Raw genomic sequence first — 18,145 nt, forward strand, 5'->3', positions numbered from 1 at the left:
AAGGTCACCTCCTGAACTGGCGTTTCATGATCCGCTATGGGGCTTTCAGCGCACTTTAGGCGAAGTATTCACGGGTTAAAGTGATAAAGGCCACACCGGATATCGGACTATGGATTTCGGAGTCGCCAGACCACAGAATCAGCTGGCTATTTGTCAGTTTCCTGCCACACGTGTGTCTTACATCGTGGGCAGAGCGTGGGGGGTCTACATGTCGCCGTTCTCGGCGCATAATTTCCGCCTGCCCGGAAACAGGAAGGCGCGTGCGAGACGCACGCGCCTCGCCGGGCGTACCGGGATCACCTTGTCCGTGATGCTGGTGGCGACGTTGCTTCCTGTCCAAGCCTGGGCAGCGCCACCGGGGTCTCGTGACGGCGTCCAGCTGCCAGGTCTCCAGCAGGACATCAAGGCCAAGCTCGACGAGGTCGAGGCCGCCAAGCTTGAGGGCTGGGCTGGGGCTCCTGTCCAGCCGCCGCCCGAGTACGAGCCGTCGCAGGTCACGCCGCCGTCCGGCGGTGCAGCCAACGTTGCCCTCTCGGGTGATCAGCTCGTGCAGGCGGGCACGCTTCCGGTAAGCATCGGCAAGGCCTCGCCCACCGAGGCCAACCCCACCCCGCCGGCACCGTCCGGGACCTGGTCGGTGGCGGTCGAGACCCGCGCCGCGACCGAGGCTGCGAGCATCGACGGCGCCCTCATCAAGGTCACCCCGCCGGCCGAAGGCTCGACACCGGTCGACGTCCAGCTGGACTACAAGAAGTTCAAGGACCTCTACGGCACCGAGTGGGCGACCCGCCTGGAGCTGAAGCAACTCCCGGCGTGCTTCCTCACCACCCCGGACCTGCCCGAGTGCACGGTCACCCAGGACGTACCGAGCACCAATGACGCCGCCACGGGGACGGTCCGCGCCACCATCGACCCGGCCACCGCGCCCAGCGAAGGCCTGAGGACCATGACCGGCGGCAGCGGCGGTCCGGTCGTCCTGGCCGCCTCGGATGGTGCCTCCGGTGCCGGTGGCACGTACACGGCCACGCCTCTTTCCCCTTCCGGCTCGTGGACTGCGGGCAGTAGCAGCGGCGGCTTTTCCTGGAGCTACCCGCTGAACCTGCCCGCAGCCCCGGCGGGGCCCGCGCCGTCGGTCGCGTTCTCCTATTCCTCACAGGCTGTCGACGGCAAGACGTCCGTGTCCAACGGCCAGGCGTCATGGATCGGCGACGGCTGGGACTACGAACCCGGCTACATCGAGCGTCGCTACCGCCCCTGCGCCGACGACCTGAAGGCCACGCCTTCCAAGCCGAACAACGACAACAGCACGGACAAGAAGAAGCGCGACCTGTGCTGGGCCGGCGACGCGGTGACCATGTCCCTCGGCGGCGGGGCCACCGAGCTGGTACATGACACGGCGACAGGAGAGTGGGTTCCGACGTCCGACAGCGGGTCCAAGGTCGAGCGCAAGACCGACGCCTCGGTGCCGAACGGTGCCAAGGACGGCGAGTACTGGATCGTCACCACCCGCGACGGCACCCGCTACTTCTTCGGACGCCACGACCTCGACGGCTCCGGAACCCGCCCCGTCACGAACTCGGTCTTCACCGTCCCGGTCTTCGGCAACCACCCTGGTGAACCCTGCTACCAGACTGCCTTCGCCAACTCCTCCTGCGAGCAGGCTTGGCGTTGGAACCTCGACTATGTCGAGGACGTCCACGGTAACGCCATGATCATCGACTGGGCCAAGGAGACCAACCGCTACGCCAAGAACGAGAAGTACAAGGCCAAGGTTGCCTACACCCGAGGCGGGTACCCGACCCAGATCACCTACGGTCTGCGCAGCGACAACCTCTCCGGCGCTCCTGCCGCCAAGGTCGAGTTCACGGTCGCCGAACGCTGCATCCAGGAAGGCACCACCCAGTGCTCGGACGCCGAGTTCGAGGGCAACAACTACGGCGACAAGCAGCCATGGTGGGACACCCCCTCCACACTGCACTGCAAGGCGGACGCCAAGGACTGCTACATCGCTGCGCCCACCTTCTGGACCCGTAAGCGCCTGACTGCGGTCACCACCTACGGCCAGCGCACCGAAGGATCCACGGCCCTGTCGCTGGTGGACCGCTGGAACCTCGCCCAGTCGTTCCCCAAACAGCGCACAGACACCCACCCACCGCTGTGGCTTGAGTCCATCACCCGCACCGGCTACGGCACCACCAAGGATGCCGCCGGCAACCAGGAGTCCACCGCCCTTCCCCCGGTCTCCTTCATCGCAAACGTGAAGGACATGCCCAACCGGGTCGCGACCGGCCCCAACGACGCCACCCCCGACTTCGACCGCCTGCGCGTGGAGACCATCCGGGGCGAAACCGGTAGTGAGACCTACGTCGACTACTCGGACCCGTGCCCGGTCGGAACCACCCACCCCAAGCCGGAGGAGAACACCGGCCGCTGCTTCCCGGTGCACTGGTCTCCGGACCCGGACCTGGACAAGCCGCAGCTCGAGTGGTTCAACAAGTACGTCGTCGACAAGGTCGTGGAGAAGGACCGAGTCGCCCGCCAGCCCGACGTCGCCACGAGCTACACGTACGAGGGCGATGCGGCTTGGGCCAAGGACACCGACGAGTTCACCAAGCCCGAGTTGCGCACCTACAGCCAGTGGCGCGGCTACGCGAGCGTCCTGACGAAGCGGGGCGTCACCGCCAACGCGGGCAAGAGCGACGCGACCGAAGAGTCGCAGTCGCGGCACCGGTACTTCCGCGGAATGTCCGGCGACGCCGGCCGGGCCAAGGTGACCGTCAAGGACTCCACCGGCAGCGAGGAACTTGGCGAAGACCTGCCGCAGTACCAGGGTCTGACCGCCGAATCCATCAACTACAGCAAGTCGGGCGGCACGGTCGTCTCCCGGGAGCTGACGTGGCCCTGGAGCCAGAAGACGGCAGCGCGGCCCAGGGACGGCACCACGCCTCTGGAGGCATTCCGCGGCGGTACCGCGCGGACCGACGAGGTGCAGCCCATCAGCGGCGGCAAGTCCCGCATGATCCGCACCCTCAACACATACGACACCACGTACGGTCTGCCACTCACCACCCAGACCGACGCCCTTTCACACAACGGTACGGCCTGGTCCACCGTCGAGCAGAGTTGCACCTCGACCACGTACGTCCACAACCCGGCCAAGAACCTGATCGGCCTCCCCCAACGCGTACGCAAGACCACCGGTGACTGCGCCCACGCGTCCACCGGGACCGCGCTCAAGGACATCCGCACCTCCTACGACGCTCTGAACGCGTTCGGCGCCTCCCCGACCAAGGGGCTTCCCTTCCAGCTGGAGACGCTGGACGCCGCCGGAACCGGTTGGGCGGCATCCGGGCGCGTCGAGTACGACGCCCTGGGCCGTCGCATCAAGGACTACGACGCGGCCGGCAACGCCACTTCCGCCTCCTACAGCCCCGCCACCGGGGTCGCGTTCACGGTTACCAACACCAACGCGTTGGGGCAGTCCGGATCCACCAAGATCGATCCGGCCCGCGGCAACCCCCTGGAAGCCACGGACATCAACGGACGCAAGGTCACTACGACCTACGACAACCTCGGCCGTACCACCGCCGTCTGGACGCCGTCCCAGAAGACGTCCGACAAACCGGCGAAGGCGTTCGATTACCAGATCTCCGAGCACGAAGCGCCTGCCGTCACGAGCAGAACCCTGCAAGACGACGGCACGTACACCGCCTCGGTCACGATCTACGACGGACTGCTGCGCACGCGCCAGACCCAAGGCGAAGCACTTGGCGGCGGTCGGCTCATTACGGACACCTTCTACAACGCCGACGGCAGCGTCCGCCAGACCAACAACGGCTACTACGCCGAAGGGACCCCGGGCAAGAACATCTTCGTCCCGGAGAGCGTCTTCCAGATCCCCAACTCCACCAAGATTGCCTACGACGGACTCGGCCGCACGATCCGTGCGACCAGCCTGCACGCCGGCATCGAGCAGACTTCGGCCACGACCGAGTACGGCGGGGACTGGACCCGCAGCCGCACCGGCATGTCCCCGGACGGATCCAGCCCGCTCAAGGGCAGCCGCGCCAGCGAAACCTGGACCGACACCCTCAACCGCACGACCGAGGTACGCAACTTCACCGCAACCGACCTCAGCACTTCCAACAAGACCTCGTATGACTACGACGACCGCGGCAACCTGGCCAAGGTCACCGACCCCGCCGGCAACAACTGGACCTACGGCTACGACGCCCGTAACCGCATGACCTGGTCGGAAGACCCCGACACGGGCAGGAGCACCTTCACCTACAACAACCTCAACCAGAAGGTCTCCAGCACCGACTCCACCGGCCGGGCCCAGTTCACCACCTACGACCCGCTCGGCCGCACGACCGAGCTGCGCGACGACGCGGCCAACGGCCCCCTCGTCACCTCGTGGACCTTCGACTCCCTGCCTGGCGCCAAGGGCCTCGCCGTCTCCTCCACCCACTACGAGGGCGGAGCCGCCTACACGAGCGAGGTCACCGGCTACGACGCCGAGTACCGGCCCACCGGATCGAAGATCACCATCCCGGACGTGCCCGGCACCAAGGGCCTCGCCGGCACCTACCTCTACAGCACCACCTACACGCCGACGGGCAAGGTCCAGTCGACCACCGTCCCCGCCACACCAGGCGGCCTCGCCGCCGAGAAGCTGGTCACCCGCTACAACGCCGACGGCATGCCCCAGAGCATGTCCGGTCTGGCCTGGTACACCGCGGACGTCAAGTACAGCCCGTACGGCGAAGTCCTTCGCACCACATCCGGCAACGCACCGAACCGGGTCTGGACCACCAGCCAGTTCAACCGGAACACCGGACAGCTGACCAACCAGATCAGTGACCGGGAGACCGGTCCGAACCGGATCAGCGACGTCTCCTACAGCTACGACCCGACCGGGAACATCACATCGGTCACCGACACCCAGCCCGGCGGACGTGAAGACCGCCAGTGCTACACGTACGACCCGGTGGGCCAGCTCACCAAGGCCTGGACCGGCAAGACCTCGGCCTGCACCGGCCCCAGCCTCGCCGACGTCACGCCCGGCCCCGACGGAGACGGGTTCTGGCAGGAATACCAGTTCGATGCCATCGGCAACCGCACCAAGCTGATCAACAAGGACCTGTCCAACAGCGCGCTGGACGACGAGACCACCTACACCTACGGCGTCACCATCGCCGGCAACGGCGCCCAGCCGCCGCTGAAGGTCAAGCCCCACGCCCTGGACAAGGCCGAGAAGACCACCCGCAACCCGGGGTCGACGGCCACCTCCGTCTCCAACTACACCTACGACGCGTTCGGCAACACCACCAGCCGACGCATCGACGGCGACACACAGACCCTGAACTGGGACCGCCGCGGCAAGGTCGCCGCCGCCAGCAGCCCCGGCATCGGTGCCGTGTCCGTCATCGGCGCCTCAGGCAAGTGCCTCGACGTGGAATCCGGCGGCACGGCCGACGGCACCCCGGTACAGATCTACCCCTGCAACGAAACGAAGGCCCAGCAGTGGCGCCTGACCGGCAACACGGTCCGGGCCCTGGACAAGTGCCTCACCACGAGCGGCACCAAGCTGGTCCTGGCCACCTGTGACGGCAGCGACAAGCAGAAGTTCGTCTACCGCCCCGGCGACAAGTCCCTCAACAACCCGGCCACAAACCAGTGCATCGACGTCCCCAACAACGCCGCCGACGGCAGCGACCTCCAGCTGTGGTCATGCAACGCCACCGGACCCCAGCAGTTCGCCTTCGACAACACCACCACCTACATCTACGACGCGGCCGGTAACCGCCTCATCGAGGAAACCGGCAGCTCCCGCACCCTCTACCTCGGCGAAGCCGAGATCACCGTCAACAAGGCCGGCCAGGCCCTCGACGCCGTCCGCTACTACAGCGGCCCCGGCGCCACCACCATCCGCCAGACCAGTGGCAAGGCCAACAACCACAGCCTGAGCGTGCAGCTGGCCGACCACCACAACACCGCCAACACCACCATCGACCAGAGCAGCGGTCAGACCGTCACCCGCCGCAAGTCCGACCCCTATGGCAACCCCCGCGGTGGCCAGCCCGGCAACTGGCCCGGCAACCGCGGCTTCCTCGGCAGCGGCATCGACGACACCAACACCGCCCTCACCCACATCGGTGCGCGCGAATACGAATCGACCACCGGCCGATTCATATCCGTCGACCCCATCATCGACATCACCGACCCGCTCCAGATGAACGGGTACACATACGCCAGCGGCAACCCGATCGGCAACTGGGACCCAAGCGGCCTTCGGTCCCAAGAGTGCGGAACGCTCTACGACTGCCACGGCCACACCGTCATCACCGCAAGCAACTCCCACGAAATCACCTACGCGCCGATATCCAGCCAGCGTAGGTATTACGAAACTTACGCACCCGCTCCCGGCTTTCGATCAAACAACGGCAATGGCGACGACTGGTCGCCACGCAATATCACGAAGCAGATCTACAAGAACCAGAACGTCAAGTTCATCGACACGAGTGCCATCAGAAAGAAGATGTCATTCGTCGTAGCCGGCCTCGGCCGAGGAGTCGCTCAAGCGGCCACCCTCATACTGCCCCCGCCGCTGGTCCAGACGGCTCGGATGATAGGAATCCCTACACCCGAAGAAGCCTATGACCGCCTGATGGAGCACTTCGGTGTCGACACCAAGAGCGACAGCTATCAGACCGGAGCTCTCCTAGCGCCAATCCCAGGCGGAGGCGGTGCAGCCAAGGGGGCAGCAAGGGCCGCAGAAAAGGGCGCCAGCAAGATTGCGGGCAAAATCCGGTCCGCCCTCAGCAAGTGCGACAGCTTCATCGCCGGAACCAAGGTTCTCTTGGCCGACGGCACAAGCAAACCAATCGAGGACATTCGGAACGGCGATCAGGTGGTCGCCTCCGAGCCTGAAAGTCGGACGACCGACACGAAGGCCGTAACCGGCACCATCTACACCGAGGGCGACAAAAGCTACGTCGATATTGAATTCGACACTGCTGGCGGCTCGGGCACAGTCACTGCAACGTCCCACCACCTCGTGTGGTCTGAGTCGCAAGGCCTCTGGGTTGAAGCCGGAACCCTCAGGCCTGGCGAAGCCCTGAGGGCAGCCGACGGCAGTCGGCTAGTGGTCAAGAAGGCTCGCCAGTACGAGACCACCCAGGCCACTTACAACCTGACAGTCGCAGACCTGCACACGTACTATGTGCTGGCAGGCGCCACGCCGGTCCTGGTTCACAACTGCAACGTATCGCTGAGTCAGAGGGAGGCGAATACGCTGCGCGTCGGTCCTCATGCCGATGAGTCGGTGCCTGCAACCGGGCCGGTCGTTACCTCGGAGCAGAGTGCGGCCATGCAGGGAAGGCCATGCCACTCCTGTGGTGGGAGCAGTCCGACTATGACGGGTGACCACCAGCCGTCTACTGGAATTGGACCGACTAGCCTTCCGCGCAGCCTGTTTCCTCACTGTGAAACGTGCAGTGATACTCAGGCGGTTGCTGTATCGAAAGCCCAGCAGATGCTGCGCAATCACGGCTATCACGATCCCACGTTTGCGGGGCTGCCAGGGATTCCGAGTGCAGCTGAGAAGCTAGCGGAGCTACTGCCAAGCCATACGCGGTAGTGGGGTCAGGGTGCGCCCGGTTGGCGATGGCGCTGACCGGGCGCACCATCAAACTCAGATTGGGTAGTTGGCGGAGAAATGCTCATTGGTAGTGCCGAGCTTTACTTGAACCATCGCGTGATCCGTATTGGATCGACAGCCCCGCCGGAGGAGGTTCTGGCTCTGGCCGGTGCGCCACTGGTGGCGTCTAGGAGTCACGTCCAGATCGCCGCACGTGCGCAGGTGGGGCTGGTCCGGGTCAGGCTGTGGAACAGGGCTGGCCCGGCCGAGGGCAGCGTCCTGTTCGACGGAGACCTGGTGCTCGACGACGGGGCCATCGGAGTCGGCGACATCCTCGGCGTGTCACGTTTCGTGCAGAACGTCGGGGATCCTGGCGTGCATCGCATCCGAGTCTCTGTCGATGACCCCGGGATTGCTTCCCGTGTCGACGTAGTTATCGATTCCGGACGCGACAGGCAAGCACTGACAAGCGTGGACGGTTACCCGCTGCCCCAGTTTGTAGTAGCCGATAATTTCAATCTCGGTAAGTCTGATGAACTCGGACTGATTCTTTCGGCTCACGATATGCCGCACAATCGCCTTGCCGCCTCGTTCAAGGTGATCAAGCTGGCCTCGGAGTCAGATCCTTTGGACCGCGTAGAAATTCTCAGGGAATTTCGAATGCGCATGGTCTGCGAGTGGCTTAGGTGGCTCGCCCCCGTGGCCTCTGCGGATGCAGTGTCTGCGATGGCCAGTTACATGTCCGAACGTCTGGATGGAACGGCGACGGTAGGTCTCGACCACGCTTCAGCAGAGCTCGCTGCGGATGTACTTGCCCGGCTGTCCGGTGACCGCTAGTAGATGTTGCGCTGCTAGGGATCGTGACCAGTAGCAAATTTTAACCCCGCCGAGCTGTGTGCGGCGGGGTTAATTTACCGCCTGACGGCAGTAGTTGACGGCAACGGCGGCGAACACAGTGGTGTCCGCCGCCGTCTGACTTGTCAGGGGCGGCCGAGCGCGTGGCCGAGCAGGTCGATGGCGTCGCGCTGAAGGCGGAGTCGGACGTGGGCGGGCGTAGACCGTGGCGGTGACGCCGATGTGGGCGTGGCCGAGGAGTTCCTTGATAACGACGAGTTCGACACCCTGTTCCAGGAGCAGGGTGGCGGTGGAGTGGCGGAGGTCGTGGAAGCGGATGCGGCGGAGGCCGGCCGTGCGGAGGAGCGTGGTGAAGGTGACGGGTGAGGTTGGTCGGGTCGATCGGTCTGCCCTGGGCAGTGGTGAAGCCGTTCTCCACGTGGATCGCGACTTCTGCAGAGCGTGTGGTGCGACTGGTGGGGTTGGATCCCTGATGCGAGGCCTAGGTATAAAACTGCCAGACGTTGGTTACACATGGGTCTCCGACCATGACGGAGACTGCCATGCCCCCTTCGCTGCAACAGCAGCAGGACCGCCAAGCCCAGCACCGCCTGGCGGTCCTGCGCCACGCCGAGGAAGTCACCGGGAACGTCGCACTGACCTGCCGCTACTACGGCATCAGCCGCACCTGCTTCTACAAGTGGCTCCGCCGATACCAGGACGAGGGTCTTGAAGGCCTGCGGGACCGCTCCAGCAAGCCAAACCACTGCCCCCACGCCACCAAGGCCGACGTCGTCAACAAGATCGTCTACCTACGGCAGCACCACCACTTCGGCCCGATGAAGATCAAGATGTACCTCAAGCGGTACCACGACATCGACATCGCCTGCTCAGCCGTCTACCGCATCCGCGTCGGCTCCGGCGCTTCCGGGCTGCAAGACATCGCCACCGACTCCGACACCGCACGCCGGGGCCTGCGGCAGGTCGGTGCGGACGGCGATGCCTCGATGCGTCAGCTGCGGCGGGGCCTGCTCGGCGCCCGGCAGGAGGCCCATCACCTTCGGAATCTCGTCGTCGGTGGCGGCCTCGTCTCCGGGCTCGTGGAGATAGCCAAGGAGTGCAACGAGTACCAGCGGGCCATCCAGAAGTGGGGTGCGGTCACCGGCGCGTCCGGCCAGGAGATGGTGATGGCCGCGGCCAAGGCCCGCGAGCTCGGCTCCGATCTCACGATCCCAGGCACGTCGGCCGCGAAGGCGGCGGACGCGATGCTGGAGCTGGCCAAGTCCGGCCAGACGGCCACCTCGCCCATCGCGATGGACTTCCCCATGTCCGCGACGTTGGTGTCCGACCCCACGGCGCCGTAGTCGTACCCGCTCGACGGATTCCCGCGGACGAAGTTGTTCTCGCTCCACAGGCACACCCAATTGGCCGGGCACTTGCCGGATCCGGTCTGGATGTCGGTGAGGATGTACGCGTTCGCCGTCGTCGTCGTGGCGACCACCGCCCCGGTCAGCGCCACGACGCCGACCGCGAGCCTCGAAACCGTTCTCCGCAGCTTCATCCTGATCTCCTCTGCTTTCGCCGCCGACCGGAGTCGGCGCGTCTTCTCGCGGACGACTCCACAGTGCCGTCGCAGTCACAGAGGTGGCATCAGTCATCTGACTGCACCATTCCCGGCCGCCGCGCGCAGGCGGATGCGCAGGCGCAGGCGCAGGAGGCCGCGGACGTGGCCGAGGGGACGGCCACCCGCACGCGGGGCTCGCCGGGCGTGTCCGTCAAGTCAGGCGCGGCGGGCGTCTGCGTGCAACCACGCCCTTCGGGCACCCGCGTGTCGATACGCTGGCCGCAGGCCGGGGCGGCCGGCCGGCGATCGGAGGGGAAGCAGGTGGGTGTGGGGGATCCCTTGACTCGGGTGCCGCGCATGCGACTGGACGAGCTACTCGACGAGCTCCAGGTACGCATCGACGAGGTCCGGGGCACCCGCGACCGGGTGCACAGCCTGCTGGAGGCCGTCGTGTCGGTGGGGCGGGAGCTGGACCTCGCCCAGGTGCTCCGGCGGATCGTGGAGGCGGCCGCACTGCTCGTGGACGCCGAGTACGGTGCGCTGGGAGTGATCGGACCCGACGGGCGCAGGCTCGCGCAGTTCCTGACCGTGGGGCTCACCGATGAGGCGATCACCGCCATCGGCCCGCTCCCGGCCGGCCACGGTCTGCTCGGCGAGGTCATCCACCACCCCGAGCCGCTGCGCCTGACCGATCTCGGGGCGCATTCCTCCTCCTACGGGTTTCCGGCCCATCACCCGCCCATGCGTACCTTCCTCGGCGTGCCGATCCGGGTCCGTGACGAGGTGTTCGGGAACCTGTACCTGACCGACAAGCGGGGCGGGGTCGACTTCGACACCGAGGACGAAACGGTCATCTCCACCCTGTCCGTGGCGGCCGGCGTGGCGATCGACAACGCACGTCTCTACGAGGGGGCGCAGCGCCAGCAGCTGTGGCTCAGGGCGAACGCGGAGATCACCGAGAGCCTGCTCTCCGGAAGTTCGCGTCCGACGGTCCTGGAGCTCATCGCCCGACGCGCCCAGGAGATCACCGCGGCACGCCTCGCACACATCGCCGTGCCGGTGGACGGTGTCGACGGACTGGTCGTGGAGTTCGCGTCCGGTGCGGACGGGCCCGGGTGGCAGGGCCTGGTCATTCCCTTCGACGGGACGCTCTCCGGAGCCGCACACCGGGCGGGCAGGTCCATGGCGGTCCTGAAGGCAGGGGACGGCGGGGAATACGCGGCCGAGGGCCCTGAGCCGGGGCGGGACGGGCTCGGGCCTGCCGTGGCGGTTCCGCTGGGCACCGGAGGCGGGGAGGGCCGGGGCGTTCTGCTGCTCTCGCGTTCCTCCGGAGATCCCGCGTTCGGCGAGGGGGAGCTGGAGCCGCTCGTCGCCTTCGCGGGCCAGGCGGCCCTCGCTCTGGAACTGGCGGAGCGCCGTCGGGACGCCGAACAGATAGCACTGCTCGAGGAGCGCGACCGGATCGCCCGCGACCTGCACGACCTCGCCATCCAGCGGCTCTTCGCCACCGGCATGACCCTCCAGAGTGCTGCCCGGCTCGTGGAGCACGAGGGGGCTGCCGAGCGGGTCGGCCGGGCGGTCGACGACCTGGACGAGACCATCAAGATCATCCGGTCGACGATCTTCGGACTCCGCACCAAGGACCGTGACAGCGGGCCCGGCCTGCGAGCACGCGCCGCCCGAGCCGTCGGGGATGCGGCCCCTTCGCTCGGCCATCCCCCACGCCTGAGCATGGAGGGGCTCCTCGACACCGACGTACCCCCGCAGATCGCCGACCACGTGGTCGCCGTGCTGGGCGAGCTCCTCAGCAACGCGGCCCGCCACGCCCGCTCGACCCACGTCGGCGTGAGCCTGAGGGCCGGGCAGGGGGAGATCGTGCTGACCGTCTCGGACGACGGCAGGGGCATCCCCGCGCAGGGGCGGAGAAGTGGTCTGCGCAATCTGGAGGAAAGGGCCCGGAAGGTGGGCGGAACCTTCACCGTCGAGGCCCCCGAGGAGGGCGGGAGCAGGCTCGTGTGGCGGGCTCCGCTGCCCGGCGTCCGCTGAGAGGGACGTCACGGCGTCAATCGCGCGGTACCGGGGAGACCGGTGGCGGTACGGCATCCAGCCGGAAGCCCGTGACGAGATCCGGGCGGATCCGGACGGTGCCGGTCATGGGTCGCCCCACCCAGGGGTGCAGCAGGGCCGCGTACCGCTCGACGGCCCCGGCCTCTGTCACAAGTCGTGCATAGCCGGTGACGACGACGCTCCAGCCGAGGTGGGTGTCGGGATCGATGGCGTCCGCCTCGTACGCCACCACCACCCCGGGGCCCTCGACGGGGCCGGCCAGTGCGGCGAGTGCCCCGCCCTCGTGGATCCGGATGATGACGTCCTCACCGTCGACGAGGTGGTTCACCGGCCGAACGGCCGGCAGGGCGTGCCGAGTGAAGACGATCCGTCCCAGCGACACCGTGGCGAGGAGGCTCATGGCCTCGTCCCTGTCCAGTTCCCGCATGTGCCGAGCGGCGGCCGCGCCCCTCGCGCGGGCGACTCGCTCCGTGGCTTGCTGCTCCATGACGTACCTCGCGTCCGGCCCGGCTCGATCCTCAGCCCTTCGGCCCTTGCCCTTCCTGCTGCTCCTCGGCACGGACGACACCGCGGCCCCTCATCGCGACCGTCATGCAGCGGCCGCACCGCGATCACGAGACGACGAACCGCAGGTCGCGGTCCGCCCCGAGCACCCGCATGCATTTGGCCACCAGCGGCGGCACGTCGCAGAGGAAGAGCCGGACGCCAGCGCCACGGCAGCGCCGGTTCAGTCCCAGGAGGAGGCCGATGCCGGCACTGTCGCAGAACGAGAGGCCGCTCAGGTCCAGGACCAGGTTCCGGCAGTCGGACTCGGCGAGTTCCCGCAGTCGCGGTCCCACTTGCCCGGCCGTGTGGAGATCGAGCTCCCCGGCCAGGATGATCCTCATATCGCGGTCGTCGCGTGCCACGGTCTTCAGGTCGATCAGGGTCGTCGTCATGGCATCCTCCGCGCTGCGTGCGGCTCCGCCGGGCCGCGCCGTTCCCCGTGTGCCACCAGTCCATCCGGTGCCCGCCACGCCCTGGAAGGCCCGACAGGTCCATTCGGCAGGGCCGAAGGTCCCTCCTCTGCGCGTGGGCGAAGACCCGCCTCCAGGGAGCACCCGGCGGATGGGGGCCGATCGGCCCTGTCCTTCGGCCCTTCTCCACGGGCACGATGCCGGTGTCCGTGCGTCCAGGACGGACCCAGGCGAAGGAGTTGCTTCATGACCGGCAGCGGTGTCCCCTCCCCCGCGACGGAGCCCATCAGCGTCTTCCTCCTCGACGATCACGAAGTCGTACGCCGAGGGGTGCACGACCTGCTGGACGCCGAGCCCGACCTGACCGTGATCGGTGAGGCGGGCACGGCGGAACAGGCCCTGACCCGCATCCCCGCCCTGCGCCCCCGGGTCGCGATCCTGGACGTACGCCTCCAGGACGGCGACGGGGTGAGCGTGTGCCGGGAGCTGCGCTCGCGGATGCCGGAGCTGGCCTGCCTGATGCTCACGTCGTTCGACGACGAGGAGGCACTCCTGGACGCGGTGATGGCGGGGGCGTCGGGCTACGTCCTGAAGCAGATCACGGGGACCGACCTGGTCACCGCCGTACGCACGGTGGCCTCCGGGCAGTCGATGCTCGACCCGGGCGCCACCACCCGGCTGATGGCCCGCATGCGCGGCGACGTGCCCGAGGAGGAGCAGGCGCCCGGGCTCCCCGGCTTCACCGACCGGGAGAAGGAGATCCTCCTCCTGGTCAGTGAAGGGCTCACCAACCGGGAGATCGGCAAGCGAGTGCATCTCGCGGAGAAGACCGTCAAGAACATCATCTCGCGGCTCTTCATCAAGCTCGGGGTGGAACGGCGGGTCCAGGCCGCGGTCATCGCGAGTCACGCTCTGACCCCTCCCGGCCGAAGCCCGGCCCCGCCTTCGGGCAGGGGTTGTCCGTGAGAGACCCGGCCGGCCGCGCGTCGCCCTGCCGGCCCGCCTGAGTGCGGCGCCGTTTCAGCGGTGCGGCACGACGGCGACCGGACAGGCCGCGTGGTGGAGCACGGCATGGGCGACTGATCCGATGCGCGCGCCCAGCGGCGATTCGCGGACCCGGCGGCCGACGACCAGCAACCGGGCGTCCGACGCGGTGGTCAGCAGCACGTGACCGGCGCTCCCCTGCTCGAGGTGGGCGACGACCTCGACCTCGGGGTGCCTCAGCCGCCACGGTTCCAGCGCCTGCTCCAGCGCGGCCTTCTCGAACTCCTCCAGCCCGCCGAACTGGTCGGCGATCCACAGGGAGCCGGGGCTGTAGCCGAATACCGGGGGCAGGCTCCAGGCTCGGACCGCCCGGAGCGGGGCCCGGCGTGCGGCAGCCGCTTCGAAGGCGAATCCCAGTACGTCGGCGGACTCCTCCACGCCGCCATGCTGGCCCACGACCACCTCCCCCTCGTCGAGCCCGGTCACCGGGCTGCCTTGGCGGGCGCGGACGGAGACCACGGGGCATTCGGCGGAGCCGATCAGCTGCTGTCCGCGGGAGCCCAGCAGGAAGCCGGAAAGGGCGCCGTGTCCGCGGGTGCCGAGTACCAGCATCTCCGCGTCCTTGGCGGCACGCAGCAGGGCCGGCACGGGGACGTCGGCCGCCACCTCCGCGGAGAGCGAGAGCTTCGGGTGCCTGCGGGTGAGCTCGTCCTCCGTCTCCTCGAGGACCTCCTGCGCGCGGCGGGCCTCGGCATCCCGGTCCTGAATCACGGGGAGGGCGAGCGGCTGCCACTGCCACGCGTGGACGACGTGGACGTGCATGTCGCGGCGCACTGCTTCTTGAGCGGCCCATTCGGCCGCCGCGCCGCTCTCGGGGGAACCGTCCACTCCGACGACGAGGGTGGGCTTCACGTGTCTGTCCTCCGTGCTGATGCGCGGGGCATCGGGTCGGCCTGCGGTCGTGCGGGGCGCCCGCCGGGGGAGGTCGGGCGCCGCCGGTATTCACCTTCGCCGGGCCGGGCAGGGGGGATAAGGGCCGACGGTCCCTCGTCGAGGGCCGGTGCGCCCCTGCCGTCCCGGCACCCGCCGGGTGCAGGGTGTGGACGTCGGCTCAGCCGACGAACGTCCCGGACCCTCACCCGCAGGAGCGGACATGGCCGCGTTGACCGCGTACGCGATCTCGGAGCTGGACGCCCACTGGCGCGCCGCCAACTACCTGGCCGTGGGCCAGATCTACCTCATGGACAATCCACTGCTGGCCGAACCGCTGCGGCCCGGACACATCAAGCCCCGGCTGCTGGGGCACTGGGGCACCTCACCCGGCCTCAACCTGGTCCACACCCACCTCAACCGCGTCATCAGGGAACGCTCGCTGGAGGCCCTGTGCGTCTGGGGCCCGGGACACGGCGGTCCTGCCGTCCTGGCCAACTCCTGGCTGGAAGGGACGTACAGCGAGACCTACCCGGAGGTGACGCGCGACGCCGCGGGCATGGCCAAGCTGTTCAGGCAGTTCTCCTTCCCCGGCGGTGTACCGAGTCACGTGGCACCCGAGACCCCTGGCTCCGTCCATGAGGGCGGTGAGCTCGGGTACGCCCTCGCCCACGCCTACGGAGCCGCATTCGACCACCCCGGCCTGCTGGTGGCCTGCGTCATCGGCGACGGCGAGGCCGAGACGGGACCGCTGGCCGCGTCCTGGCACTCGAACAAGTTCCTCGACCCGGTCCACGACGGGGCGGTCCTGCCGATCCTGCACCTCAACGGCTACAAGATCGCGAACCCGACCGTGCTGTCCCGGATCCCCGAGGCCGAACTCGACGCCCTGCTGCGCGGCCACGGCCACGAGCCGCTGTACGTCACGGGCAGCGACCCCACCCAGGTCCACCACGCCATGGCCCGGGCGATGGACCGCGCCCTCGACCGCATCGCGCTCATCCAGCGGGAGGCCAGGACCGCGGGCAGTGATCCGGGGCGGGAGTACCCGCGCTGGCCGGTGATCGTGCTGCGCACGCCCAAGGGCTGGACCGGGCCGGCGACCGTCGACGGCGACCCCGTCGAGGGCACCTGGCGCGCCCATCAGGTACCGCTCGCCGGGGTACGGGAGAACCCGTCACACCTGCGGCAGCTGGAGGAGTGGCTGCGCTCGTACCGGCCGCAGGAGCTCTTCGACACCGACGGCAGCCCGACGGCGCGGGTACTGGCCTGCATCCCGCCGGGCGAGCGACGCCTCGGAGCCGTCCCGTACGCCAACGGGGGCCGACTGCTGCGACCGCTCCCGCTACCCGCGCTCGACGCGCACGCCGTCCGTGTCGACAAGCCGGGAAGCACCCTCCACGAACCGACCCGTGTCCTGGGGCACTTCCTCGCCGAGGTCATGCGCGACACCTCCGATCGGCGGGACTTCAGGGTGGTCGGACCCGACGAAACGGCCTCCAACCGCCTGGAAGCCCTGTACACCGCCACCGGCAAGGCCTGGCAGGGCATGACGGAGGCCACGGACCGGAACCTGTCCCGGGACGGCCGGGTCATGGAGATCCTGTCCGAACACGTCTGCCAGGGCTGGCTCGAGGGCTACCTCCTCACCGGCCGCCACGGCCTGTTCTCCACCTACGAGGCCTTCGCGCACATCGTCGACTCCATGGTCGCCCAGCACGTCAAATGGCTGAAGATCTCCCGCGGCTTGGCCTGGCGGGCTCCTGTCGCCTCACTGAACTACCTGCTCACCTCGCACGTCTGGCGCCAGGACAACAACGGCTTCTCCCACCAGGACCCCGGCTTCGTCGACCACGTCCTCAACAAGAGCCCCGAGGTCGTCCGGGTCTACCTGCCGCCGGACGCCAACACCCTGCTCGCCGTGGCCGACCACACCCTGCGCAGCCGCGACCAGGTCAACGTGATCGTCGCCGGCAAGCAGCCCTGCTTCGACTGGCTGCCGATCGACGAGGCCCGCGACCACGTGGGGTGTGGCGCCGGCATCTGGGAATGGGCAGGAACCGAACACGGATCCTCCTCCCCCGACGTCGTACTGGCCTGCGCCGGGGACGTACCCACCATGGAAGTACTGGCCGCCGCGGCCCTGCTCCGCGAACACCTCCCCGCGCTGGTGGTTCGCGTCGTCAACGTGGTCGACATCGCCCGGCTGATGCCCCGCGAAGAACACCCGCACGGCATCACGGACCCCGAATACGACGCCCTCTTCACCACGGACCGCCCGGTGATCTTCGCCTACCACGGCTACCCGTGGCTCATCCACCGCCTCGCCTACCGCCGCACCGGCCACGCCCAGCTGCACGTCCGCGGCTACAAGGAGTCCGGGACGACGACCACGCCCTTCGACATGGTGGTCCGCAACGACATCGACCGCTACCGGCTCGTCATGGACGTCATCGACCGCGTCCCGGGCCTCGCCGCACAGGCGCAGGAGCAGCACCGGGCCATGGCGGCCGTGCGCGCCCGCCACCACGACTGGATCCGCGAACACGGAACCGATCTGCCGGAGGTCGCGGACTGGTGCTGGCCGTACTGAGCCCCCCCACCTCCCTGGCCCCGGACACGGGCCACCCGGTCCTCCGCTCAGGTGCCCCTGCTTGCGCGTGCGAGCCACGCGGTCGAAGGCGTCGTGGACGCCTCGGCGGAGCTGAAGGGCGCTCTCGGCACCGCCGCTCAGCCGTCCCGACAGCGGGGAAGCGGCCGCGAACGGCCACAGGGTGCGTTGTGCGCCCAACTGGAATAGGACGTCGTTTCCTTTGGTGTGATCGTTCGTTGATCCGTGCATGACGGATCTGGTTGAGCGTCTGGTGCCGGACGAGTTGTGGATGCTGTTCAGACGGGTGGTGCCGCCGACGGTGGTGATACGTCCGCAGGGTGGGGGCCGACGCCGAGCGGGTGACCGCGAGGCCCTGGCCGCGATTATCTTCGTGGCGACCTCGGGCTGCACGTGGCGGCAGCTGCCGCCGGTGTTCGGGCTGGCCTGGCCCACGGTCTACCGCCGGTTCGCTCAGTGGAACCGGGACCGGGTCTGGGCCAGGCTCTACCGTGTGGTCCTCGACGAACTCGGAGTGCGAGGCGAGCTGGACTGGTCGCGGTGCGCGATCGACTCCG

10 protein-coding genes and 1 pseudogene are annotated in these 18,145 nt (G+C 68.2%); 7 read left to right on the forward strand and 4 right to left on the reverse strand.

Going from position 1 to position 18,145, the window contains the following annotated elements:
- Positions 1–208 precede the first annotated feature (208 nt).
- Together ACZ518_RS37690 and ACZ518_RS37695 are read left to right on the forward strand one after the other, a co-directional pair.
- Positions 209–7,642, forward strand: a complete 7,434-nt coding sequence (locus tag ACZ518_RS37690) for a ricin-type beta-trefoil lectin domain protein (RefSeq protein ID WP_469117540.1) — start codon at positions 209–211, stop codon at positions 7,640–7,642.
- Positions 7,643–7,720: 78 nt separating this feature from the next.
- Positions 7,721–8,479, forward strand: coding sequence for a hypothetical protein (locus ACZ518_RS37695; protein ID WP_469117541.1), 759 nt, complete (start codon positions 7,721–7,723; stop codon positions 8,477–8,479).
- Between the two features lie 143 nt (positions 8,480–8,622).
- Here ACZ518_RS37695 and ACZ518_RS37700 read toward each other — a convergent pair.
- Positions 8,623–8,903 (reverse strand): annotated as a pseudogene (locus ACZ518_RS37700) (tyrosine-type recombinase/integrase); the annotation flags it as partial.
- 136 nt (positions 8,904–9,039) lie between these two features.
- On the opposite strand from ACZ518_RS37700, the gene ACZ518_RS37705 reads away from it, so the two are divergent.
- Together ACZ518_RS37705 and ACZ518_RS37710 are read left to right on the forward strand one after the other, a co-directional pair.
- Entirely contained in the window at positions 9,040–9,840 is an 801-nt protein-coding gene (locus tag ACZ518_RS37705) for a helix-turn-helix domain-containing protein (RefSeq protein ID WP_469117542.1), read from the forward strand.
- A gap of 557 nt (positions 9,841–10,397) precedes the next feature.
- Positions 10,398–12,086, forward strand: a complete 1,689-nt coding sequence (locus ACZ518_RS37710) for a GAF domain-containing sensor histidine kinase (protein WP_469117543.1) — start codon at positions 10,398–10,400, stop codon at positions 12,084–12,086.
- A gap of 16 nt (positions 12,087–12,102) precedes the next feature.
- On the opposite strand, the gene ACZ518_RS37715 is transcribed toward ACZ518_RS37710, so the two are convergent.
- The gene (locus tag ACZ518_RS37715) at positions 12,103–12,594 is read right to left on the reverse strand and encodes a pyridoxamine 5'-phosphate oxidase family protein (protein WP_469117544.1); all 492 of its coding nucleotides are present in this window, start codon (positions 12,592–12,594) and stop codon (positions 12,103–12,105) included.
- Between the two features lie 124 nt (positions 12,595–12,718).
- Positions 12,719–13,045, reverse strand: a complete 327-nt coding sequence (locus tag ACZ518_RS37720; RefSeq protein ID WP_469117545.1) for an STAS domain-containing protein — start codon at positions 13,043–13,045, stop codon at positions 12,719–12,721.
- Positions 13,046–13,309: 264 nt separating this feature from the next.
- Here ACZ518_RS37720 and ACZ518_RS37725 point away from each other — a divergent pair, with 264 nt between their 5' ends.
- Positions 13,310–14,029, forward strand: coding sequence for a response regulator (locus ACZ518_RS37725; RefSeq protein WP_469117546.1), 720 nt, complete (start codon positions 13,310–13,312; stop codon positions 14,027–14,029).
- Between the two features lie 54 nt (positions 14,030–14,083).
- Here ACZ518_RS37725 and ACZ518_RS37730 read toward each other — a convergent pair whose 3' ends face one another.
- Positions 14,084–14,959 carry a universal stress protein gene (locus ACZ518_RS37730; protein WP_469117547.1) on the reverse strand — a complete coding sequence of 292 codons (876 nt, stop codon included), beginning with the start codon at positions 14,957–14,959 and terminating at the stop codon, positions 14,084–14,086.
- Between the two features lie 241 nt (positions 14,960–15,200).
- Here ACZ518_RS37730 and ACZ518_RS37735 point away from each other — a divergent pair, with 241 nt between their 5' ends.
- Both ACZ518_RS37735 and ACZ518_RS37740 read left to right on the forward strand, forming a co-directional pair.
- A complete protein-coding gene (locus tag ACZ518_RS37735) occupies positions 15,201–17,570 on the forward strand; it encodes a phosphoketolase family protein (RefSeq protein WP_469117548.1) in 2,370 nt (789 codons plus the stop codon).
- A 247-nt stretch (positions 17,571–17,817) separates the two neighbouring features.
- On the forward strand, positions 17,818–18,145 hold a 328-nt coding region (locus ACZ518_RS37740; RefSeq protein ID WP_469117549.1), incomplete at its 3' end, for a transposase.

The sequence above is a fragment of the Streptomyces sp. NPDC033966 genome, from assembly GCF_055575955.1.